Genomic DNA, 21351 nt, shown 5'->3' on the forward strand with positions numbered 1-21351 from the left:
AACCGGGACTTTTGTCCCGCGCCGGCGGCCCCGGTCACCGCTAAGGTCGATGGTTTGCCCCAGCCGGACCCGCCGCATGACCCGAAACATCCTCGCCCTCGCGCTGGCCTGCGCGCTCGCCTCCACTCCGGTGCTCGCGCAGCAGCCGCACCCGCAGCCGACGCCGGCACCCGATGCGCAGGCCGATGACCAGGCGCGCGACGAGCGCCGTGATCCCAATGTCGAGCTGGAGCAGGACGCCCTCGATGCGGCAGGCACGGACCATGCCCAGGCGCCGCTTGCCAGTGCGCGCGGCCTGCGTGACGACGCCGAAGCCGGCGATGCGGCGAAGTGGGATGTCGAAAGCGTGCAGGGCGCCGCCAGGACCGTGCGCTTCGAGACCGACGAAGGCACCTGGATGGACGTCGATGTCTCGCCCGACGGCCGCGAGCTGGTGTTCTCGCTGCTGGGTGACCTCTACCGCATGCCCGTCGCCGGTGGACGTGCCACCCGCATCAGCTCCGGCCGCGCCTGGGACATCCAGCCGCGCTGGTCGCCGGACGGCACGCGCATCGCGTTCACCTCGGACCGCAGCGGCGGCAACAACATCTGGACGATCGCCGCCGACGGCAGCGACCCGCGCCAGGTCAGCACCGAGACCTTCCGCCTGCTCAACAACCCGGCGTGGACGCCGGACGGGCAGTACATCGTCGCCCGCAAGCACTTCACCGCGACGCGCTCGCTGGGCGCCGGAGAGTTGTGGATGTTCCATGCCGCCGGCACCAGCACCGGCATGCAGCTGGTGGAGAAACCCAACGACCAGCAGGACATCGGCGAACCGGCGGTCTCGCCCGACGGACGCTACGTGTACTACTCGCAGGATGTGAGCCCCGGTCCGGAGTTCCAGTACAACCGCGACCCGCACGGGGTGATCTACGCGATCAAGCGTTTCGACCGCCAGACCGGCAGCACCGACACCGTGGTGGCAACGCCCGGCGGCGCCGTGCGCCCGCAGGTGTCGCCCGACGGAAAGACACTGGCGTTCGTGAAGCGCGTGCGCGATGCCAGCGTGCTGCACCGCCTCGACATCGCCAGCGGCGAGGTGCGCCCGGTGTGGGATGGCCTGAGCCATGACCAGCAGGAGGCGTGGTCGATCTTCGGCCCGTACTCCGGCTTCAACTGGATGCCCGACTCGAAGAGCGTGGTGATCTGGGCGCAGGGCGGGCTGTGGCGCATCGACATGGCCAGTGGCGACGCCACCAGGATCCCGTTCACCGCGCAGGTGGAACAGGTGGTGGCGGAGCCGCTGCGCTTCACGCAGACGCTGCCGGAAGGTGACTTCGCCCCACGGATGATCCGCGACGTCGCCACCTCCGCCGACGGCGGCACGCTGGTGTTCCATGCGCTCGGCCAGCTGTGGCGCAAGCCGCTGCCGGGCGGCACCCCGCGGCGGCTCACCGCCAGCCGCGACGTGTACGAATACCAGCCGAGCTTCAGCGCCGACGGCCGCCAGCTGCTCTACACCACCTGGTCGGATGCCGGCCTGGGTGCGATCCACGTGCGTGCTGCCGGCGGCACCGCGGCCGGCCGCAAGCTCACCACCCAGCCGGGCTTCTACTACCACCCGCGCTTCTCGCCCGATGGCCGCCACGTGGTCTATGCCCGCAGCGGCGGTGGCGGCCTGACCGGCAGCCTGTGGTCGGGCGACCGCGGCATCTACGTGGTGCCGGCGGCGGGTGGCGAGCCGGTGCGCGTGGCCGAGTCCGGCCAGGCCCCGCAGTTCAACCATGACGGCAGCCGCGTGCTCTACCTCAGCGGTGGCGGCATGGAAAAGAAGCTGATGTCCGTCGGCCTGCACGGCGAGGACCCGCGCGAGGTGTTCGACCTCAAGTACGTGGACTCGGTGCAGCTCAGCCCCGACGGCAAGTGGGTCGCCTTCAGCGAACTGTTCAACGCCTACGTGGCGCCGATGCCACAGACCGGCCGGGTGATCACCCTCGAGCGCGAGACCAGGGCGCTGCCGGTGCGCCAGGTGAGTGCCGATGTCGGCAGCTACCTGCACTGGGCGGCGGATTCGCAGTCGCTGCACTGGATGGTCGGCGACCGCTACCACTCGCGCCGGCTCGACGAGACCTTTGCATTCCTGCCGGGTGCACCGCAGGAGATCGCCACGCCCGCGCCCGGCGGTGGCATTGCGGTGGGCCTCGAGGCGCCGGTGCATGCGCCGCGCGAGGTGGTGGCGTTCACCAATGCGCGCATCGTCACCATGCGCAACGCCGAGGACCAGCAGGAAGTGATCGAGAACGGCACCATCGTGCTCGAGGGCAACACCATCCGCGCGGTGGGCGCGCGCGGCAGCATCGAGGTGCCGGCCGGCGCGCGGGTGATCGATGCCAGCGGCAAGACGATCATGCCCGGCATCATCGACGTGCACGCGCACGCGTCGCACTTCGGCCAGGGCGTGGTGCCGCAGCAGAACTGGGCGTACTACACCAACCTCGCCTTCGGCGTGACCACGCTGCATGACCCGTCGGCCACGAGCGAGTTCGTGTTCTCGCAGGCGGAGCTGGTGCAGGCCGGGCGCATGGTCGGCCCGCGCATCTTCTCCACCGGCACCATCCTCTACGGCGCCGATGGCGGCTACAAGGCGGAGATCGATTCGCTCGACGACGCGCGCAGCCACCTGCGTCGCATGCAGGCGCATGGCGCGTTCTCGGTGAAGAGCTACAACCAGCCGCGCCGCGACCAGCGCCAGCAGGTCAACCAGGCCGCGCGCGAGCTCGGCATGCTGGTGGTCGAGGAGGGCGGTTCCACCTTCCACCACAACATGACGATGATCCTCGACGGCGCCACCGGCATCGAGCACAACCTGCCGATCGCGCCGCTCTACGGCGACGTGGTGAACCTGTGGAAGGAAACCGACGTGCGCAACACGCCGACGCTGGTGGTGAGCTACGGCGGGCTGTCGGGCGAGTACTGGTTCTATGCCCGCGACAACGTGTGGGAAGACCCCAAGCTCAACCGCTTCTTCCCGCGCGAAACGTTGGATGCGCGTTCGATCCGCCGCGAGATCGCACCGGACTGGGACTACCACCACATCGAGGTGGCGAAGGCGCTCAAGGGCCTGCGCGATGCCGGGGTCAAGGTGCAGGTCGGCGGTCATGGCCAGCTGCAGGGCCTGGCCACCCACTGGGAGATCTGGATGCTGCCGCAGGGCGGCTTCAGCAACTTCGAGGCGTTGCGCGCGGCCACCATCGACGGCGCCGACTACATCGGCATGGCGGCGCAGCTGGGCTCGCTGGAAGCCGGCAAGCGCGCCGACCTGGTGGTGCTCGACGGCAATCCGCTGGACAACATCCGCCACACCGCCGATACCCGCTACGTGATGGTGGATGGCCGCCTGTTCGACGTCGCCGCCGACATGGCCGAGATCGGCAACCAGGCGGTGCCGGCGCCGACGTTCTACTGGCAGCACCACCGCCAGGGCCAGACCTTCGGCGAAGCCTTCGGCCCGACCGCGGTCTGCCACGGCGTGCACTGAGGGAAAGCGCCCTCACCCGCCCCTGCCGGGGCACCCTCTCCCGCCTGCGGGCGAGGGGGTGTGCTGCGCACCCCTCATGTTGCGACGGAACGCCTCCACCCACGCCTGTATCTGCAGCCCTCCCGCGCCGTGACCCCTCTCCCCGCCTGCGGGAGAGGGTGCCCGCAGGGGCGGGTGAGGGTGCTCCCCGATCCCGTGCTGCCGCGTCCGGCGCGATGCAGCGGAACTCGAGCGAGGGCGCTCTCTTGGAGCGCGACGAGGACCGTCCGGGTATGGGACGGGAACGGGTGCCCGTACAGCACGAATGCCATCAGTCGCTTCCGAGGCCGGCGCGCGCCGCCTCGATGGCGGCGATGTCGATCTTCCGCATCGTCATCATCGCCTCCATCACGCGGCGGGCCGCGTCGCGGTCGGGGTCGGCCATCGCCTCCATCAGCACGCGCGGGGTGATCTGCCACGAGAAGCCCCAGCGGTCCCTGCACCAGCCGCATTCGCTGGCCTGGCCGCCGTTGCCGATGATCGCGTCCCAGTAACGGTCGGTCTCGCCCTGGTCGTCGGTCAGCACCTGGAAGCTCACCGCCTCGTTGGGCGTGAAGTGCGGGCCGCCGTTGAGGCCGAGGAAGCGACGGCCGAGCACGGTGAAATCCACCGTGAGCTCCTGGCCCTGGCTGCCGTCGGGGTAGTCGGCAGGGGCGGCCACGACGCGGTCGACATGGCTGTCGGGAAACAGCGAGGCGTAGAACTCCGCGGCATGGCGTGCCTGGCGGTTGTCGAACCACAGGCAGGGGACGAGTCCGGTCATGGCAGGTGCTCCGTGTGTGCGGCGCGCGGCCCCACCAGGCCGAAACGCGCGCCCTGCGGGTCGCGGGCCACCAGCGCGTACTGGCCGCCGGGGATTTCCTGTGGTTCCTGCAGCACCTCGCCGCCGGCGGCCAGCAGCCGGCGCTGCGCCTGGTCGATGTCGGCGGCGTGGATATAGAACAGCCAGCCCGGTTCGCTGCCCGGCACCGGGCCCATCACCGCGCCGAAGCAGTTGCCGGCCGCGTGCAGGAAGCGGTACTCGCCGAGCCCGCCCATCGGCATCCCGCCGTCCTGGCGCCAGCCCAGGGCAGTGGCGTAGAAGCCGATCGCGGCATCGGGGTCGGGCGTGGTGAGTTCGCACCAGACCACGTGGCCGAGGGCGCGGTCGTCGGTCTGGCCCATGCATTGCCGGAATGCGGTGCTGGTCGCATCGCTTTCGCCGCGCATGACGTACAGCGCGATGCCCTGCGGGTCGCTCACCATCGCCATGCGCCCGATGCCGTCCAGCATCAACGGCGGCATCTGGATGGCACCGCCGGCCTCGGCGAACGTGCGCGCGCTGGCGTCGACATCGTCCACCGCCACGTAGCCCAGCCAGACCGGGCCGCTGCCCATGTCCGCCGGCATCCGCATCAGCCCGCCGACCTGGTCGTCGCCGGCGTGCAGCAGGCGGTAGTCGACATCGGGCATGCCGCTGGGCCGGGCGGTCCAGCCGAGCACGTCGCCATAGAAGGCCTGTGCGGCGTCGGCATCACGGGTCAGCAGTTCGAACCAGATCCATTCGCCGTGGGAATTGGACATCGGTGCTACCTCGCTGGATGGGTGCGTCGGGGCCTATGCGGCGGTGGGTTCGGCCTGGAAGTCCGCCAGTTGCGCGTGCAGCGCGGCGGCGAACGCCGGACGCGCGATGCCGCGCTGCAGGTACGCGGCCAGGGCCGGGCGATGGTCGAGCAGGCCGGTCTCGCCCACTTCGCGCAGCACCGTGACCATGGCGATGTCGGCGATGCTGAAGCCCCCCGCCAGCCAGTCGCGGTCGCCCAGCGCGGCTTCAAGGCGATCCAGGCGCTGGCCCGCTTCGGCCAGCAGGCCCGGACGGCGCAGCACGGCCCAGGGTTCGTCCCGGCAGAAGATCTCGACGTTGGCGATCTCCATGAACACCGGCTCGATCGAGTTGAAGGCGGCGAACAACCAGCACAGCACGCGCGCACGGCCTTCGCGGTCGCGCGGCAGCAGGCGGGTGTCGCGTTCGCCCAGATGCAGCAGGATGGCGCCGCTTTCGAACAGGGTCAGCGCGTCGTCCTCGAGCACCGGCACCTGGCCCCAGGGCTGCTCGCGGAAATACCAGTCCGGGCGCTCGGTGGCGCTGATCAGGCGCGTGGCGTAGGGCAGGCCGAGTTCCTCGCAGGCCCAGCGCGGACGCAGGTCGCGGACGAATCCGCGCGCGAAGCGGGGCACCCATTCGAATGCGGTGATGCGCAGGGCTGCGTTCTGGTCGACCGGCATGCGCTTGATCCCTATGGTGTCCCCAGCGGGGGAAGTCCCTGGCGGTACGGCGGGTGGAACGGAGCGGGCCACCGGGCCGTGGCCGATCCTATGCGCATCAGGTTATAAAAAACAACCATGAAGTCAGAAAAAATCACCTTGCCCGACGAAAGCGCCCCGAAGCGCTGGTACCAGGACGCCTGCGGTGCCGCGCTGGCGCTGGAATTCGTCGGCGAGCGCTGGGCGTTGCTGGTGATCCGCGAGCTGATGCTGGGCCCGCGCCGCTTCTCCGAGCTGCGCGCCGACCTCCCCGGCCTCAGCGCCAATGTGCTCACCCAGCGCCTGGATGGGCTGGAGCGTTCCGGGGTGGTGCAGCGGCGGCGGCTGCCGCCACCGGCGGCGGTGCAGGTGTACGAGCTCACCGACTGGGGCCGGGAGGCGGAGCCGATCTTCCACGCCCTGGGCCGTTGGGCGCTGCGCTCGCCGAGCCACGACCCTGCCCTGCCACTGTCGCCGGTGTCGGCGATGCTGTCGCTGCGCATTATGCTGCGCGCGGCCCGCGAGCCGCTGTCGATGACGCTGCGGTTCCGCTTTCCCGCCGCGGTATTCACCGGCCACCTCTCGCCCACGGGTCTGGAGATCGAACGTGGCGACGGCGCCGGGGCGGACGTGGTGTTCGACACCGATACCGGCACCTTCATCGGCCTGGTCCATGGCAAACGTCCGTTCGGGGCCGCCGAGGCCGAGGGCCGGTTGCGGCTGGAAGGCGATCGCGCGCTGGCGCAGCGTTTCATCGACTGCTTCGCATTGCCGCCGAAACTGCCGGCACCCGCGGACTGAGGCGGGGTTCGGGTGCCGCCGCGCGCGCTGGTGCACTATCGGGCCTGCTCCCGTCAGCGGATGAACCCGATGCAGCAGCGCGTCACCGGTGTGATCATCGCCAGTCTGGCGCTGGCCGCGTGCGCGGCCACGCCGACGTCATCGACCGGCGCGGCCGCGCCTGCCGGCGGCATCAGCAGCGACAACCTCGCCGCGCACCTGCGGGTGCTCGCGTCAGATGAGTTCGAGGGCCGCGCCCCGGCAACGCCCGGCGAGGACAGGACCGTCGCCTGGATCAGCGCGCAGTTCGCCGCGGTCGGGCTGGAACCCGCCGGTGAGGGTGGCGGCTGGACCCAGGCGGTGACGCTGGAACGCACCGCGATCACCGGCCCGGCACGCGCGGCCTTCACGGTCGCGGGCACCCGCCGCGAACTCGCCAACGGCGACGACATCGCGCTGGAAACCCTGCATCCGGATGGCGACGTCGACCTGCGCGATGTGCCGCTGGTGTTCGCGGGCTACGGCATCAGCGCGCCCGAACTCGACTGGGACGACTACGCCGGCCTCGACGTGCGCGGCAAGGTGGTGGTGGTGCTGGTCAACGATCCGGACTTCGAGACCGCGCCGGGCCGTTTCGGCGGCCGCGCGATGACCTGGTACGGGCGCTGGGCCTACAAATACCTCGAGGCGGCGAAGCGCGGCGCGTCCGGCGTGCTGATCGTGCACGAGACCGAACCGGCGGCGTATCCATGGGCGACGGTGCGCAACGGTCGCGCGGCGCCGCAGTTCGACATCGTGCGCGCCGATGCCGCCGGCCACCATCTGAAGGTGCGCGGCTGGATCCAGCGCGCCACCGCCGAACGCCTGTTCGCCGATGCCGGCGTGTCCTTCGATGACGCCAAGGGCGCCGCGCAGCGGCAGGACTTCCGCGCGCACGCGCTGGGCGATGCGACGTTCTCGGCCGCGTTCGATGTCGAGCGCAGCCGCATCACCAGCCGCAACGTCGCCGGCCTGCTGCGCGGGGCGCAGCGCCCGGACGAGACCGTGATCGTGTCCGGCCACTGGGACAGCTTCGGCATCGGCACACCGGACGCCAGCGGCGACGCGATCATCAATGGCGCGGTCGACAACGCCACCGCGATCGCCTCGATGATCGAGATCGCGCGGGTACTGGGCGACGGGCCGTCGCCCGCGCGCAGCGTGCTGTTCCTGGTGCTGACCGCGGAGGAAAGCGGGCTGCTCGGCGCGACGTACTACGCGGCCAATCCACTGCGTCCGCTGGCGACCACCGCCGCTGCGATCAACATGGAAATGTGGAGCCCGGACGGGCCGACCCGCGATATCTCGAGCTGGGGACTGGGGCGGGTGTCGCTGGAGCGGTCACTGGCCGCTGCCGCCGAGGCCGAAGGCCGCAGCTATTCCGGCGATCGTGATCTCGAGGCGGGGTTCTTCTACCGCGCCGACCATTTCGCGTTCGCGCAGGCGGGCGTGCCGGCGATCACCGTGGGGCCGGGCATGGACCAGCTGGAGGGTGGCGTGGAAGGCGGCCTGGCTGCGCGCGCCCGCTACTTCGCCGAGCGCTACCACCAGCCGGGCGACGAATTCGACGACAGCTGGGACATGCGCGGGCCGACCGCGGATACCACTGTCGTGTTGCGCCTGGTGCGGGCGATCGCGGATTCGAAGGCGTGGCCACAGTGGGATGCGGACAGCGAGTTCCGCGGTGTCCGCGAGGCGAGTGCCGACCAGCGCAGGCAACGCCGGGCCGATCGGTAACGGCACCAAGCGGCGCGGTACCGGCAGCGTACATACAGCGCCGGGGTCGTCACGGGTGCGGTGCCACCCCCTCCCGTGGCGGGAGGGGGCCGGCACGGCACGGCTGCGCACGCAGCGCAGCCGCGTGTCGGTTACTCGCTCGAACGCAGGTGGACGCGCGGCGCCGCGGGTGCGTTCGCACTGTCGTCGACAGGTGCGGGCGCTGGCGGTTGCGGCTCGGCCGGGGGCTGCGCGGTGGCGGCTTCGCGGGCCTCGCGCTTCTTCGCGTCCTTTGCGTCCTGCTTGCGTTTCTTCGCCAGCTCGCGCTGGCGCTTCTCGAAGCTGTAGTTGGGTTTTGCCAATGTGCTCTCCGTTCTTCAGCGGGGGTAATGTCAGCGGCGGGTGCGCGATGCCGGCGCGGGTGCCGGCTTCGCGGGTGCGGTTTCGAGCGCGGGATCGATGCGCTGCAGCGTGCGGGTGACGCCGAGCACCTCGATGCGGCCGCCCGACTTGCGGAATGCGTCGAGGTCGGCAGCGATGCGCTCGTGGGTCATCGAGGCGCCCTGGCCCTTGGCGGGCGAGGAGCGGGGCGCCTTGACGGCGGGCGTGGTGGCGGTGGCACGGACGGGGCGGGACATGCGGGTCTCCGGTCAGTAAAGGCGCAGCGGAACGCGGCGGGAAGTGCGGTCGCTGTGGTCGGCACGTACGTCCTGGCAATAGGGCCCGGACATCACGAACCGGCGGCAGACCTCGGGACGGCTGTCGTAGATGGAGCAGTGCATGCGCGCGCCATCCACCGCCACGCACCAGCCCTCCTCATCGCGTGCCATCACTTCCAGGCCGGACTCGGTGAACGTGGTGAGGTGCGGCGGCATGCGGTCCTCGGGCTGCACGACCACCGTCAGCCGGCAGCAGACCGCGTCGCAGCGGGCGCACAGCGGGGTGTCGGACTCGGCGATGACTGCGCTCATGCGCAGACCATCTGGCGGGACAGGCGGGTCATGTAGCCGGGACGGCGCTCCGGTGAAGGCGTGGTGCCGGAAGCGGGCAACACGCGGAAGGAAAGCGCAGCGAGCGACGATGATGACGGTCGGACGGGACGCAAAAGATGGGCGAGACGTGGACCATCCTACGCCATTGGCGCCGACGGCGATGACCGCAGTACAACCGGGCCGCTGCCCTGCGACGTGGATCGCGTCGCGATCGACGCGAGCGGGCCGCGATCCGCGCACGCCACCAGCACCCAGGCGACGCTTCACGCCCGTGATGCCCCGACAACCCCGCTGCGGCCGCACGCCTACAATTGCCGCCCCCAAGGACAGGCGCGGCCGATGGCTCCCAACTCCACGATCTACAAGGCCGAACTGCAGGTCAGCGACATGGACCGGCAGTACTACGCCGAGCACAACCTCACCCTCGCCCAGCATCCGTCGGAAACCCCGCAACGGCTGATGGCACGGCTGATCGCCTTCGTGCTGTTCGCCGACGAGCGGCTGGAATTCGGCCGCGGCCTGAGCAACGAGGAGGAGCCGGACCTCTGGCAGCGCGACTACACCGGCGACATCGAGCGCTGGATCGACCTCGGCCAGCCCAGCGAGACGCGCATCCGCAAGGCCTGCGCCCGCGCGCGCCATGTCGCCGTGGTCAGCTACAGCGGCGGCAGCGCGGCGATCTGGTGGGGCAAGCAGGCCGGCACGCTGGCGCGGCTGAAGAACCTGACCGTCATCGATCTGGACCCAGATGCGCTGGACACGGCGACCGCGCTGCTCGAGCGCGGCATGCGCCTGACCGCGCTGATCCAGGACGGCGAACTCCAGCTGATGGGCACGCAGGCCAGCGCCGCGCTGGTGCCACGGGTGCTGCAGGCCGCTGCCTGACGCGGACCGCGTGGCATTCGTTCGCTGAACCGCGTGCATCGCCTGGCGTTCACGGCTCTGGGTGCAGCGTCTTCGGACCTACCCAACGCTGGAGCCCGACATGAAGGCGATCAACAGCGTGACCCTGGTCCTGGTCATCATCGGCGGCATCAACTGGGGCCTGGTCGGCCTCGCGCAGTTCGACCTGGTGGCCGCGATCTTCGGCGGCCAGGACGCACCGCTGGCGCGCCTGGTCTACATCCTGGTCGGCCTGTCGGCCCTGTGGCAGCTGATTCCGCTGTTCCGCTCGGGCTCGCATGGCGAAGTGCACGCCCAGGGCGGCCACACCCGCCGCTGATCCGGCAGGCCTCCGGCACCACGGTGCCGGAGGCCGATGGCGGTGTCGCCTCGGTGACGCCGCTGCTCAGCCCGTCCTGCGGCTGGCGATCCACGCATCCACGCGGCGTTCCAGCAGATCCAGCGGCATCGCGCCGCCGCCCAGCACGGTGTCGTGGAAGCCGCGGATGTCGAATGCCTCGCCGAGCCCGGCCTCGGCCTTCGCACGCAACTGCTGGATGCGGATCATGCCGACCTTATAGGCGGTGGCCTGGCCGGGCATGATCAGGTAGCGGCGCACCTCCGACCGGATCGCCGCGTCCGGGACCGATGCGTTCTGGCGGAAGAAGTCCACCGCCTGTTCCTCGGTCCAGCCCTTTGCGTGCATACCGGTGTCGACCACCAGGCGGATCGCGCGCCACATCTCCGACATCAGCCGCCCGTATTCGGAATACGGATCCTGGTAGGTGTCGGGCATCTCCTTGGCCAGCCACTCCGAGTACAGGCCCCAGCCTTCCGAGTAGGCGGTGCTGGAGTACTGCGTGCGGAAGGTCGGCACGCCCTCGAGTTCCTGCGCGATCGAGATCTGCATGTGATGGCCCGGCAGGCCCTCGTGGTAGGCGATGACCTCGAGCTCGGTCTTCGGCATCGCGTCCATGTCCGACAGGTGCGCGTAGTAGATGCCCGGGCGCGCGCCGTCCGGGGTGCCGGGGAAGTAGTGCTGCGCGGCGCCGTCCTGTTCGCGGAAGGCTTCCACGCGCCGCACCACCAGGTCGGCCTTGGGCAGCAGCCCGAAGTAGGCCGGCAGGTGCTGCTTGATGTTGTCGATCGCCTTCGTGGCGTCGTCGATATAGGCCTGGCGGCCGGCGTCGGTGTCCGGATAGCGGAACTGCGGGCTGGTGTTGATGTGCTCGAAGAAGGCCTGCAGGTCGCCCTCGAAGCCGACCGTGGCCATCACGGCTTCCATCTCGCCGCGCAGGCGCGCGACCTCGTCCAGACCCAACTGGTGGATCTCGTCGGCGCCCATCGCGGTGGTGGTGTTCTGGCGCAGCTGGAAGGCGTAGTAGTCGGCGCCGCCGGGATGGGTGGTGCCGACGCCGGAGGGATTCTCCAGTGCGTGCGCGAGCTCGGACTCGCTCCATGCGATCACCCGCTCGTACGCCGGCCTGACCTGCTCCAGCAGCGCGCTGCGCGCCTGGGCCTTCAGCGCGTCGGCGCGGGTGGCGTCGATGGTGCCGGCCTCCACCAGCGCATCGGCCTTGGCCACCAGGTCCGCCCACAGTGCGCTGGGCTCGCCATCGTCGAACGGCGCGCCGGCAATCAGCTTGCGCGACTGCTCGATGACACCCTCGTAGGCGAACTTCGGTGCGCGGATGCCCTTGGCGGCCGATGCCTGGCCGCGTGCGAGCAGCTGGTCGAACAGCCGCGCGCTGGCGCCGAGGCGGCTGATGTAGGCCTGGTAATCCGCCTCGCTGTCGACCTTGTGGAAGTTGATCAGCAGGGTCGGCAGCATGCTGTGCATGCCATTCATCTGGTCGAAGGCGTAGCCGTGGTCGATGAAGCGTTCGGCGTCGCGCGCGTCCTCGTACTGGCGCTTCCACAGGTCCCAGGACAGCCGGGCCTCGGCATCGAGCGCGTCGTAGTCGAACTGCGATTCCATCGCCTCCACCGAGGCCTGCATCCACGCCAGCTGCCTGCGCTGCGCTTCCGGCGAGACATCGTCGAGCTGGTCGTAGAGGTCCTTGCGGCCGAGGAAGGTCATCCGCAGCGGGCTGAACTGCAGCGACTGTTCGTACTGCTCGTCGAACCAGGCATTGAGCCGGGCGGACTGGTCGCCCGCGCGCTGCGATGCGGTGGCGGCCGTGTCGACCGCGGGCGCCGCGGAGGGTTGCGAGCAGGCCGCCAGGGCCAGCGCGACGGCAAGGGTGGAGCAGGCGAAGGCGGTGCGCACGGCGTTCTCCGTTGGCGAAAGCCGCATTGTGAGGCCGCCCGTGCCGTGCCGGCCCCTGCTGGATGTCATGGCGGTCGAAAGCGGCGCGCGCATCTGAATGCCAGGTATCGCGACGATACGCATGCGTGTGCATTTCACCGCCCGGCGACCGGGCGGGGCCCAAGGTCGCTGCATTCCGACTTTCCGGCCCCTTGCCTTCATGCACAAGCTTCCATCACAGCCGATCGCCGCGTCGTGCGGGCTGGCCGTGGCCGGCCCGCGGCAGGGGGACGAATCCGCCTACGAGTACTACCGGCGCATCTACCGCGACATGCCGTACTTCTCCAGCGGCCGCGCCTGGAACGATTACGCCCCCGCCTACCGCTACGGCATGGAACAGGTGGAGGCACTGGGCGTGGCGGGCACGTCGTTCGACGCCATCGAGCCGCGGCTGGAGGCCGGCTGGGAGCGCGCCCGCGACGGCTCGCGGCTGAGCTGGCCGGAGGCACGAAGCGCCGTGCGCCATGTGTTCGAGGACGCCGATGCACGCCGGCGCGCGCGTGCGCTGAAGAGGGAATCATGAGCCGTCTGCAGAAGGTCCATGTCGTGGGTGCCGGCATCGGTGCGATCGCCGCCGGGTTCGTCATGGGCGGCATCGGCTACCTGCCGTTCGGCGTGCCGGGGCTGGTGGTGGGCGTGGTGATCGGCGCCGCGATCGGCGCGATCGTCGGTCATCGCAGCATGGAGTCGGCCGACCCGCGTGGTGATCTCGGCCATTTCCAGCAGGTCTACCGGAACAGCAACTACTACGCCGACGGCATGGGCTGGGAGGACTACGCGCCCGCCTACCAGCTGGGGCTCGACAGTTTCGAGCGGCGCCAGCGCGACCCCGACCTCACCGGTGCCGAACTCGAGGCCCGCTGGCCGGCCGTGCGCGGCACCTCGCGGCTGGAATTCGCGCAGGCGTATCCCGCCATCCAGCACGTCTGGAGGGAGCTGGGACAGCGCGAGCGGGCACTGCAGTCGCGCGACGCCGACGCCCCGCGCAGCAGCTGAGCAACGGCTGCGCGGTACCATGGCGGGCCCCTGCAGCCGGACGCGCCATGGCCGACGACACCTCCCCCCGCGAACCCGACGTCACCCGCGAACAGGCCGAGGAGGCCGTGCGCACGCTGTTGCGCTGGGCCGGTGACGATCCCCGGCGCGAAGGCCTGCTCGACACCCCGAAGCGCGTGGTCAAGGCCTACCGCGAGTGGTTCAGCGGCTATGCGCTCGACGCCGACGAGTACCTCGCGCGTACCTTCGAGGAAGTCGAGGGCTACGACGAGATGATCGTGCTGCGCGACATCGAGTACGAAAGCCACTGCGAACACCACATGGCGCCGATCATCGGGCGCGTGCACGTGGGCTACCTGCCGGCAGGCAAGGTGGTGGGCATCAGCAAGCTGGCGCGGGTGGTGGATGCCTACGCCAAGCGCTTCCAGGTGCAGGAGAAGATGACCGCGCAGATCGCCGGGTGCATCCAGCGCGCGCTGGCGCCGCTGGGCGTGGCGGTGGTGGTGGAGGGCGAGCACGAGTGCATGACCACCCGCGGCGTGCACAAGCGCGGCGTGAGCATGGTGACCTCGACGATGCTCGGCAGCTTCCGCGAGGACGCACGCACCCGCGCCGAGTTCCTGCAGTTCATCGAGACCGCCAGCCGCGGGCGCTGATGGCCGCAGCCTGCCCCTGCGGCACCGGCCGCACCTACGCCGCCTGTTGCGGCCCGCTGCATGCCGGCGCGCCGGCGGCGGATGCCGAGGCGCTGATGCGTTCGCGCTACAGCGCGTATGTGCGCGAGGACGCCGGCTATCTGCTGCGCACCTGGCACCCATCCACACGCCCGCCCGCGATCGCCTTCGACGAGGGCGGCCGGCCGACCTGGCTGGGCCTGACGGTGCTGCGCCATGACCCCCGCGGCGACAGCGCCGGGGTCGAGTTCATCGCCCGCTACCGGATCGGCGGCGGCAGCGCCGTGCGCATGCGCGAACACAGCCGCTTCGTCCGCGAGGACGGCCAGTGGTTCTATGTCGACGCCCTGGACGGATCGGCGCCCTGACGCGGCCATGACGCGGCGCTGATCACGTCCTGCCCAGACTGGCCCGATGCACACAAGCCTGGCGCCCCCCGCACCTCCGGTCGACGCGATCGCACGCTTCTTCGAGCGGGTGCGCACCCGTACGCAGGGGCTGGCCGCACCGCTGACGCCCGAGGATGCGATGGTGCAGAGCATGGCCGATGCCAGCCCGGCGAAATGGCACCTCGCGCACACCACCTGGTTCCTCGAACGCTTCGTGCTCGCGCTACGGCCCGGCTATGCGCCGTATGCGCCGCACTGGGACCGGCTGCTCAACAGCTACTACCACAGCGCCGGACCGATGCATGCCCGGCCGCAGCGCGGGCATCTGTCGCGCCCGTCGTTGGACGAGGTGCTGGCCTACCGGCAGGCGGTGGATGCGCGCGTGCAGGCGCGTCTGGCGGCCGATGATCTCGATGAGCGCGAGCGCCGCAACCTGCTGCTGGCGCTGCAGCACGAGCAGCAGCACCAGGAGCTGCTGCTGACCGATATCAAGCACGCCTTCTGGAGCAACCCGCTACGGCCTGCCTATCGCGACGACCTGCCGATACCGGCCCAGACAGTTCCGCAGCCCATGCGCTGGATCGATGTCGACGAGGCGCTGGTGCGGATCGGCGCGCCCGCCTGGCCCGCCGCCGACGGCTTTGCCTACGACAACGAATCACCGCGCCACCGCGTGCTGGTGCATGCGCATGCACTGGCGTCGCGGCCGGTGTCCAATGCGGAATTCCGCGAGTTCGTCGAGGACGGCGGCTACCGGCAACCGCTGCTGTGGCTGAGTGACGGCTGGGCGACTGCGCAGGCCGAAGGCTGGACGCGACCGCTGTACTGGAGTGAGGACCTGGCCCATGCGCATACGCTGGGCGGCCCCCGCCAACTCGACCCGGCCGCACCGGTCTGCCATCTGAGCTACTACGAGGCCGATGCCTATGCGCGCTGGTCCGGCGCGCGGTTGCCGACCGAGTTCGAGTGGGAGCGGGCGGCACAGGACGTGGCCCGCGCGGGCAATTTCGCCGACGACGGCCTGCTGGAGCCGGCCGCCGCCGCCGGAGGCGACCACGGCGCACCCGTGCAATTGTTCGGCGATGTCTGGGAATGGACGTCCAGCGCTTATGGCGCATACCCGGGGTACCGGCCCTGGACCGGCGGCATCGGCGAGTACAACGGCAAGTTCATGGTCGGCCAGTGGGTGCTGCGCGGCGGCAGTTGCGCCACGCCGCAGGGCCATGTGCGGGCCAGCTACCGCAACTTCTTCCCGCCCGCGGCACGCTGGCAGTTCGCCGGCCTGCGCCTGGCCCGTGACCGCTGACCCCATGGCCCCGGAACACGCGCTGGTCGACCTCCAGCCCACCCCCGCGCGCATCCTGGCCGAGGTGGTGGAGGGCCTGTCGCAGTCGCCGCGCCGGCTGCCGTCGAAGTACTTCTACGACGCCGAGGGCTCGCGGTTGTTCGAGGCGATCACCCGGCAACCGGAATACACCCTCACCCGCACCGAGCTGGCGCTGCTGGAGGCGGTGCTGCCCGACATCGGCCAGGCGGTCGGCGACGGCCTGCAGGTGGTGGAGTACGGCAGTGGCAGCGGCCGCAAGACGGAATTGCTGCTGGCGGGGCTCGACGGCGTCGTCGCCTATACCCCGGTGGAGATTTCGCGCAGCGCACTGGAAGCCAGCGTCGAGCGCCTGCGCGCACAGTTTCCGGACATCGAGATGCTGCCGGTGCTGGCCGACTTCACCCGCGCCATCGAGCTGCCCGCGCCACGGCGCCCGGCCCGCGATGTGCTGGTGTTCTTCCCCGGTTCCACCCTGGGCAACTTCACCCACCCGCAATCGGTCGCGCTGCTGGCCGGCATGCGTGCCGTGCTGGGGCCCCGGGGGCATGCGCTGGTCGGTTTCGACCTCGACAAGGATCCGCGCCTGATCGAGGCGGCCTACAACGATGCCGCCGGCGTCACCGCCGCGTTCACCCTGAACCTGCTGCGCCGGCTCAACCGCGAGATCGGCAGCGATTTCGACCTCGACGGCTTCGCCCACCGTGCGGTCTATGCCGGCGAACGCATGCGCATCGAGACCTCGCTGGTCAGCCTGCGCGCGCAGACCGTGCGCGTCGGCGGCCAGCGCTTCGGCTTCGCCGCAGGCGAGGCCATCGCCGTGGAGATCAGCCAGAAGTACACCCGCGGCAGCGTGGCCGGGCTGGCGGCCGAGGCCGGGCTGCGGCTGGCGGGCTGGTGGACCGATCCCGGCCACGGCTTCGCGCTCGGGCTGCTGGCGCCGGACTGACCCCGATGGCCGCGCTGCATGCTGTCGATACACGCAGCCCCCGATATGCTGCCGCGCCGCGTCCCACGGTGCCGCCGATGTTCCGAGCCGCTGTCCTTGCCTGCCTGTGCGCGCTGCCTGCGCTGCATGCCGCCGCGCAGGCGCCCACACCCGCTGCGCATGTCGCGCCTGTCGCCGACCCCGCGTTCGCGCGCTGCCTGTCCACGCTCAGGCAGACGGCCGCCGGCAAGGGGGTCAGTGCCGCCAGCTTCGACCGCTTCACCGCCGGCCTGGCGCCCGACCGCAGCGTGCTCGAACTGCTGGACGCACAGCCCGAGTTCACCACCCCGATCTGGGATTACCTGGCCGCGCTGGTCGACGACGAGCGCGTCGCCGACGGCCGTGCGCGGCTGGCCGAACATGCCGACCTGCTCGCGCGCATCGAGGCGCGTTATGGCGTCGATCCCGCCACCGTGGTCGCGGTGTGGGGGGTGGAAAGCGACTACGGGCGCATCTTTGGCAAGCGCCCGCTGCTGGTGTCGCTGGCGACGCTGTCGTGCGAAGGCCGCCGGCAGCCGTTCTTCCGCGGCGAGTTCATCACCACGCTCAGGCTGCTGCAGGCCGGCGACATCCAGGCCGAAGGGCTGACCGGTTCCTGGGCCGGTGCGTTCGGCCACACCCAGTTCATGCCCAGCACCTATGAGCGCATCGCCGTGGACTTCGATGGCGACGGCCGCCGCGACCTGGTCGGCAATATTCCCGACGCGCTCGCGTCCACCGCCAACTATCTCAAGCAGTCGGGCTGGCGCACCGGGCAGCCGTGGGGCTTCGAGGTGCGGGTGCCGCAGGGCTTCGATGCATCGCTTGCAGGCCGCACCAGCCGCCGCCCGCTGTCGGACTGGGCCGCACGCGGCGTACGCCGCTTCGACGGTTCGCCGCTGGTGGCCGGTGGCGTCGCCGCGGACACCCGCTCCGCGCTGCTGCTGCCGGCGGGCCCGCGCGGCCCGGCGTTCGTGGTGTTGCGCAACTACGACGCGATCTATTCCTACAACGCCGCCGAGAGCTACGCGCTGGCCATCGCATTCCTCGCCGAGCGCCTGCGTGGCGGCAACGTGCCGCAGGCCGCCTGGCCCACCGATGATCCCGGCCTGTCGCGCGCGCAACGGCGCGAACTGCAGACGCTGCTGCTGGCACGCGGCCACGACATCGGCGAGGTCGACGGCATGATCGGCACCAATACCCGCCGCGCCATCCAGGCCGAACAGCGGCGGCTCGGGCTGCAGCCCGCCGACGGCCGCGCGGGCGTGCGCATCCTCGAGGCGCTGCGTCGATGAGCACGGCGCTGGCCGGCACCGCCGACGTCAGCGCGGTCCGCGCAGGCCCGCATGCCGGGTCCGACGGCTGGATCGTCGAGACCCCGCTCGCGCGCGCGACGATTTCCGCGTGGGGCGGGCAGCTGCTGTCGTGGCAACCCGCTGGCGCCGCACACGACGTGCTGTGGTTGTCGCCGCAGGCGAAGTCGCCACCCGCCGCGCTGCGCGGGGGCGTGCCGCTGTGCTGGCCTTGGTTCGGCAGCGGCGAGGGCGATCTTCCCGCGCACGGGCTTGCGCGCACGCGCGCATGGGTGCTCGACGATTGGGAGCTGGAGGAGGATGGCAGCGTCGCGCTGGCGTTGCGGCCTGCGGTGCAGCCGGTGCCAGGCTTGGAGCTGATCCAGCACCTGCGCATCGGCGATGTGCTCGAACAGACCCTCGAGACCCGCAACAGAGGCGACGTGCCATTGGCCATCACCCAGGCGCTGCACGGTTATTTCCGGGTCGGCGACGTTGCACAGGTGGAGGTCGTCGGGCTCGACGGCCACGACTATCTCGACAAGTACGAAGGCTATGCCGCGGCCCGCCACCAGCGTGGTGCCTGGCGGCTCGACGATCCGCGTGATCCGGGCCGCAGCGACCGCATCTATCTCGGCACCGGCGGCCGTTACCTCCTGCGCGATCCAGTGCTGGGGCGGGGGCTGGCGATCACCTCGGCCGGCAGCCATTCGCTGGTGGTGTGGAATCCCGGCGAGGCCGGCGGGCGGGCAATGGACGATGTCGGCGAGGGCTGGCGCGACTATCTGTGCCTGGAAGTCGCCAACGCAGCAACAGACCGCGTGCAGCTGGCCCCCGGCACGACGCACCGGCTGTCGCAGCGGGTCGAGGTGCTGGCGCTGGATGCGGTCGGTCAAGGTTCCCTGACGGGGTGATCCCCCTGCGAGGTCGCGCACGATCGGAGGTGCCGGCACCATGCGGGAACAGAGAGCTTCGAGCCGCAGCACGGGGCCATGAAGCACAGCTGGAGAGCGTGCGCCCGCGGGCCGCTCCGTTCTAGTCCGCGCTGCCCGTCGCGCGCACCGGGGGGTGTGCTCCCCCGGCCGGAGTCCGCATCCAGCTACCACGGCCGGCCGCCGGCCATCCATGGCCGGCTGGGAGCACACCCCCCGATGCACGCGACGGGCTCAGGCGTCCGCAGGCTTAGGTACGGAGAGCAGAAGCGGTGGTCTGCAGTCGCCCGCGAGGGAACACCCTGGACTGCCCGGCTCCCGCATGGAGAGCGGCGGTGGTTTTTGCTGAAGCCGTCACCCAACACGCTCATGCGTCGGCAGTTGCGGCATGCAGGTCAACAGCGCGGCAGCCGAAGTCGTCCACTGCCACGACGGGTCTGGGGCTCTTCGCCGTTGACCTTCTTCCCGCCGCGACGCCAGGTTGGAGCCCGCCGCGGACGCAGGGGGATGTCCAGAGCCGGCCATGCATGGCCGGCGGCCGGATGTGGGAGCAGGACGCGGAGATATCCGGCTGGGCATCCCCTTGTGGCAGTGGCGGGCCCCTCGCAAATCCCAGAGACACCAGCTCGCCCGACATCCACCCGGGAGCGCGCGCGGGTGCCGCTTTCCGGTGGACCCCCGAAACCGCCGGCACAACTTCCCAGGCACCTACCGCCGCCATCCGGCCCAAGCGAAGAAGCAAAAGAAAAGGCTCTGTTAGCGTTGAGTGTTGGTAATCCAGAAGACGCAAGAAAAAGGGCCTGCAATCAGGCCCTTTTGTCATCCTAGACGCTGGCAAATGATCTCAGCGCCGGATCGTCGTTCTCGCAAGGATGTCCAGAACTTTGCCGCCCGGCATAATGCTAATGGACGCATGACGGTGTGCCAAAGCCACTGGGACGATCGCGCTTTCATAGAGATCCATCTCAAAGTGGCGTATCAAATCGCACGCTTGTTGCACCAAATCGCCGTAGCGGGATTGGTCGGCCTTGGCGTTGGCAAACCCCTTGCCGCCTCCGTTGAAGGTCTTGTCGGCAAATGGGTAGGGTATGGCGAAGTTGAAGACGCGGCCGCGCTCGGTTCGAAAGATGAAATCTTGGCCGTAGTAGGTTTCATTTCCAAAGTTGTCGGCCGGTGATTCCGCACCGACCACATACTTGTTCCGGTATTCATCATCAACCAGGCGAAGCGATCCATTAGGTAGATGGCGTTCCAAGAGTTTGGCGTGATCCATCAGCCCTCCCGTTTTCTGAAGGCCGAGCACCAGCATCTGCGGTAATCCGCTGCCAGAAAGGTGTTGATTCACCTTGTGAATCAGGCCTTGCAGCCTTCCATGGAGTTTTGCGGGCTCACCAAAAATGGCCAGTGGTCCGTCCATGACAAACGCCACCTCTGCGAGAACATTGGGGGTGTCATTGAAGACTGTGAGAATGAATGAGGCCAATAAGAGATGCTCGACGGCATTCATCATGCGCGTCATCATGCTCGCATTGTCCCCGAAATCACTTATCCCTTCGTGTAAACGCAGGATGTCCGTGGCATAAACAGTTTTTCGACAAGTCGCGCATTCGCTTGAAGTCCGCTTGGAGTCAAAAGAGAACAGGCCTGCTGTCTTACAGGCTGGACAGGTTTTGATCTCGATAGTCCCATCAAAGATCTCGACAAGAACCTGCAGCAATGTCAGCCCTCCGCCATTCGCGTTTCGGTTCAGGCTGAGCTGATCGTAAAGCGATTGACGAAAGCTGTCTTTGACGTTGTCGTTTCCTTTGTATTTGATGTTGCTGCCTGGCATGGTGAACGTGATAGGGGCGGCACCTCTGTGAATGGCAGCCACCTTGTAGGGATTCACGACGCTTCCTCGTTGCTCTCGTAAGCCGTCGTAGTCATCCATCTTGATCATCACATGGCTGATTTTCAGGAAGCCCACCTGGGTGCTCGGCAGTTTGTCGTTAATGGGTGAATCGCTTTTGCTAGCGTCCGACGCCACCACGCTCCGAGGGAGCATTCTGGGTTCACTGTTGGGTGCCGGTTGATACAACGCAGCAATGGCTTCCGCCTCACGATCAGACGGTTCGCGCAAATACGAACAACTTTCCAAGAACTGCTTTACATCGGGGTTGCGGATAAAGTCCGAATGCCCACCCTTTCCAGCCTGTTCGCGTGGATACGGCATTGCGCC

General features: G+C 69.4%; 19 protein-coding genes and 1 pseudogene. 12 read left to right on the forward strand and 8 right to left on the reverse strand.

Annotation, left to right across the window (positions count from 1 at the left end; translation table 11 throughout):
• Positions 1 to 76: 76 nt before the first annotated feature.
• Entirely contained in the window at positions 77 to 3520 is a 3444-nt protein-coding gene (locus ERL55_RS00610; protein ID WP_129134697.1) for an amidohydrolase family protein, read from the forward strand.
• A gap of 310 nt (positions 3521 to 3830) precedes the next feature.
• On the opposite strand, the gene ERL55_RS00615 is transcribed toward ERL55_RS00610, so the two are convergent.
• Genes ERL55_RS00615 through ERL55_RS00625 form a run of 3 tightly spaced genes read right to left on the reverse strand, consistent with a single transcriptional unit; the run spans position 3831 to position 5824 of the window.
• Positions 3831 to 4322 (reverse strand): VOC family protein, encoded by a 492-nt coding sequence (locus ERL55_RS00615; protein ID WP_129134698.1) that lies wholly within the window; start codon positions 4320 to 4322, stop codon positions 3831 to 3833.
• Positions 4319 to 5122: a VOC family protein gene (locus ERL55_RS00620; protein WP_129134699.1), complete on the reverse strand. Its 804-nt coding sequence runs from the start codon at positions 5120 to 5122 to the stop codon at positions 4319 to 4321. Before ERL55_RS00620 ends, ERL55_RS00615 begins: the two co-directional genes overlap by 4 nt.
• A gap of 33 nt (positions 5123 to 5155) precedes the next feature.
• The gene (locus ERL55_RS00625; protein WP_129134700.1) at positions 5156 to 5824 is read right to left on the reverse strand and encodes a glutathione S-transferase family protein; all 669 of its coding nucleotides are present in this window, start codon (positions 5822 to 5824) and stop codon (positions 5156 to 5158) included.
• 117 nt (positions 5825 to 5941) lie between these two features.
• Here ERL55_RS00625 and ERL55_RS00630 point away from each other — a divergent pair, with 117 nt between their 5' ends.
• Together ERL55_RS00630 and ERL55_RS00635 are read left to right on the forward strand one after the other, a co-directional pair.
• A complete protein-coding gene (locus tag ERL55_RS00630; protein WP_129134701.1) occupies positions 5942 to 6643 on the forward strand; it encodes a winged helix-turn-helix transcriptional regulator in 702 nt (233 codons plus the stop codon).
• Positions 6644 to 6703: 60 nt separating this feature from the next.
• Positions 6704 to 8398, forward strand: a complete 1695-nt coding sequence (locus ERL55_RS00635) for a M28 family peptidase (protein ID WP_241685795.1) — start codon at positions 6704 to 6706, stop codon at positions 8396 to 8398.
• 131 nt (positions 8399 to 8529) lie between these two features.
• Here the strand turns inward: ERL55_RS00635 and ERL55_RS00640 are convergent, their stop codons facing one another.
• The 3 genes from ERL55_RS00640 to ERL55_RS00650 are packed head-to-tail and all read right to left on the reverse strand — an operon-like array spanning position 8530 to position 9348.
• A complete protein-coding gene (locus tag ERL55_RS00640; RefSeq protein ID WP_129134702.1) occupies positions 8530 to 8739 on the reverse strand; it encodes a hypothetical protein in 210 nt (69 codons plus the stop codon).
• 30 nt (positions 8740 to 8769) lie between these two features.
• Entirely contained in the window at positions 8770 to 9015 is a 246-nt protein-coding gene (locus tag ERL55_RS00645) for a hypothetical protein (RefSeq protein ID WP_129134703.1), read from the reverse strand.
• Positions 9016 to 9027: 12 nt separating this feature from the next.
• Positions 9028 to 9348: a YkgJ family cysteine cluster protein gene (locus ERL55_RS00650; protein WP_129134704.1), complete on the reverse strand. Its 321-nt coding sequence runs from the start codon at positions 9346 to 9348 to the stop codon at positions 9028 to 9030.
• A gap of 360 nt (positions 9349 to 9708) precedes the next feature.
• Between ERL55_RS00650 and ERL55_RS00655 the strand changes: the two genes are divergently transcribed.
• Both ERL55_RS00655 and ERL55_RS00660 read left to right on the forward strand, forming a co-directional pair.
• Positions 9709 to 10254, forward strand: a complete 546-nt coding sequence (locus ERL55_RS00655; protein ID WP_129134705.1) for a YaeQ family protein — start codon at positions 9709 to 9711, stop codon at positions 10252 to 10254.
• A 100-nt stretch (positions 10255 to 10354) separates the two neighbouring features.
• Entirely contained in the window at positions 10355 to 10591 is a 237-nt protein-coding gene (locus ERL55_RS00660) for a DUF378 domain-containing protein (protein ID WP_129134706.1), read from the forward strand.
• A 66-nt stretch (positions 10592 to 10657) separates the two neighbouring features.
• On the opposite strand, the gene ERL55_RS00665 is transcribed toward ERL55_RS00660, so the two are convergent.
• A complete protein-coding gene (locus ERL55_RS00665) occupies positions 10658 to 12520 on the reverse strand; it encodes a DUF885 domain-containing protein (RefSeq protein WP_206733338.1) in 1863 nt (620 codons plus the stop codon).
• A 199-nt stretch (positions 12521 to 12719) separates the two neighbouring features.
• Here ERL55_RS00665 and ERL55_RS00670 point away from each other — a divergent pair, with 199 nt between their 5' ends.
• The 7 genes and pseudogenes from ERL55_RS00670 to ERL55_RS15265 all read left to right on the forward strand — a co-directional run bounded on the left by ERL55_RS00670 (position 12720) and on the right by ERL55_RS15265 (position 19115).
• On the forward strand, positions 12720 to 13082 hold the full coding sequence (locus tag ERL55_RS00670; RefSeq protein ID WP_129134708.1) for a hypothetical protein: 363 nt from the start codon (positions 12720 to 12722) through the stop codon (positions 13080 to 13082).
• Complete coding sequence (locus ERL55_RS00675) at positions 13079 to 13555, forward strand: hypothetical protein (RefSeq protein WP_129134709.1); 477 nt, start codon at positions 13079 to 13081, stop codon at positions 13553 to 13555. Before ERL55_RS00670 ends, ERL55_RS00675 begins: the two co-directional genes overlap by 4 nt.
• A 47-nt stretch (positions 13556 to 13602) precedes the next feature.
• Positions 13603 to 14211, forward strand: a complete 609-nt coding sequence (gene folE / locus ERL55_RS00680) for a GTP cyclohydrolase I FolE (protein WP_129134710.1) — start codon at positions 13603 to 13605, stop codon at positions 14209 to 14211.
• A complete protein-coding gene (locus tag ERL55_RS00685; protein ID WP_129134711.1) occupies positions 14211 to 14597 on the forward strand; it encodes a YchJ family metal-binding protein in 387 nt (128 codons plus the stop codon). Before folE ends, ERL55_RS00685 begins: the two co-directional genes overlap by 1 nt.
• Positions 14598 to 14643: 46 nt before the next feature.
• Complete coding sequence (gene egtB, locus ERL55_RS00690) at positions 14644 to 15924, forward strand: ergothioneine biosynthesis protein EgtB (RefSeq protein ID WP_129134712.1); 1281 nt, start codon at positions 14644 to 14646, stop codon at positions 15922 to 15924.
• 4 nt (positions 15925 to 15928) lie between these two features.
• Positions 15929 to 16891 (forward strand): L-histidine N(alpha)-methyltransferase, encoded by a 963-nt coding sequence (gene egtD / locus ERL55_RS00695; protein ID WP_129134713.1) that lies wholly within the window; start codon positions 15929 to 15931, stop codon positions 16889 to 16891.
• 113 nt (positions 16892 to 17004) lie between these two features.
• Positions 17005 to 19115, forward strand: a pseudogene (locus ERL55_RS15265) (lytic murein transglycosylase).
• An 862-nt stretch (positions 19116 to 19977) separates the two neighbouring features.
• Here ERL55_RS15265 and ERL55_RS00710 read toward each other — a convergent pair.
• Positions 19978 to 21345, reverse strand: coding sequence for a hypothetical protein (locus ERL55_RS00710; protein ID WP_129134716.1), 1368 nt, complete (start codon positions 21343 to 21345; stop codon positions 19978 to 19980).
• Positions 21346 to 21351: the final 6 nt, after the last annotated feature.

This window comes from Luteimonas sp. YGD11-2, from assembly GCF_004118975.1.
GTDB lineage: Bacteria > Pseudomonadota > Gammaproteobacteria > Xanthomonadales > Xanthomonadaceae > Luteimonas > Luteimonas muca.

What these genes read in the sequence shown, in the direction of transcription:
- ERL55_RS00670 (WP_129134708.1), top strand. Translation starts at nt 12,720, where the DNA reads ATGCACAAGCTTCCATCACAGCCGATCGCCGCGTCGTGCGGGCTGGCC.
- egtB (WP_129134712.1), top strand. Translation starts at nt 14,644, where the DNA reads ATGCACACAAGCCTGGCGCCCCCCGCACCTCCGGTCGACGCGATCGCA.
- ERL55_RS00610 (WP_129134697.1), top strand. Translation starts at nt 77, where the DNA reads ATGACCCGAAACATCCTCGCCCTCGCGCTGGCCTGCGCGCTCGCCTCC.
- ERL55_RS00635 (WP_241685795.1), top strand. Translation starts at nt 6,704, where the DNA reads ATGAACCCGATGCAGCAGCGCGTCACCGGTGTGATCATCGCCAGTCTG.
- ERL55_RS00660 (WP_129134706.1), top strand. Translation starts at nt 10,355, where the DNA reads ATGAAGGCGATCAACAGCGTGACCCTGGTCCTGGTCATCATCGGCGGC.
- ERL55_RS00615 (WP_129134698.1), bottom strand. Translation starts at nt 4,322, where the DNA reads ATGACCGGACTCGTCCCCTGCCTGTGGTTCGACAACCGCCAGGCACGC.
- egtD (WP_129134713.1), top strand. Translation starts at nt 15,929, where the DNA reads ATGGCCCCGGAACACGCGCTGGTCGACCTCCAGCCCACCCCCGCGCGC.
- ERL55_RS00650 (WP_129134704.1), bottom strand. Translation starts at nt 9,348, where the DNA reads ATGAGCGCAGTCATCGCCGAGTCCGACACCCCGCTGTGCGCCCGCTGC.
- ERL55_RS00675 (WP_129134709.1), top strand. Translation starts at nt 13,079, where the DNA reads ATGAGCCGTCTGCAGAAGGTCCATGTCGTGGGTGCCGGCATCGGTGCG.
- ERL55_RS00685 (WP_129134711.1), top strand. Translation starts at nt 14,211, where the DNA reads ATGGCCGCAGCCTGCCCCTGCGGCACCGGCCGCACCTACGCCGCCTGT.
- ERL55_RS00710 (WP_129134716.1), bottom strand. Translation starts at nt 21,345, where the DNA reads ATGCCGTATCCACGCGAACAGGCTGGAAAGGGTGGGCATTCGGACTTT.
- ERL55_RS00655 (WP_129134705.1), top strand. Translation starts at nt 9,709, where the DNA reads ATGGCTCCCAACTCCACGATCTACAAGGCCGAACTGCAGGTCAGCGAC.
- ERL55_RS00620 (WP_129134699.1), bottom strand. Translation starts at nt 5,122, where the DNA reads ATGTCCAATTCCCACGGCGAATGGATCTGGTTCGAACTGCTGACCCGT.
- folE (WP_129134710.1), top strand. Translation starts at nt 13,603, where the DNA reads ATGGCCGACGACACCTCCCCCCGCGAACCCGACGTCACCCGCGAACAG.
- ERL55_RS00645 (WP_129134703.1), bottom strand. Translation starts at nt 9,015, where the DNA reads ATGTCCCGCCCCGTCCGTGCCACCGCCACCACGCCCGCCGTCAAGGCG.
- ERL55_RS00625 (WP_129134700.1), bottom strand. Translation starts at nt 5,824, where the DNA reads ATGCCGGTCGACCAGAACGCAGCCCTGCGCATCACCGCATTCGAATGG.
- ERL55_RS00630 (WP_129134701.1), top strand. Translation starts at nt 5,942, where the DNA reads ATGAAGTCAGAAAAAATCACCTTGCCCGACGAAAGCGCCCCGAAGCGC.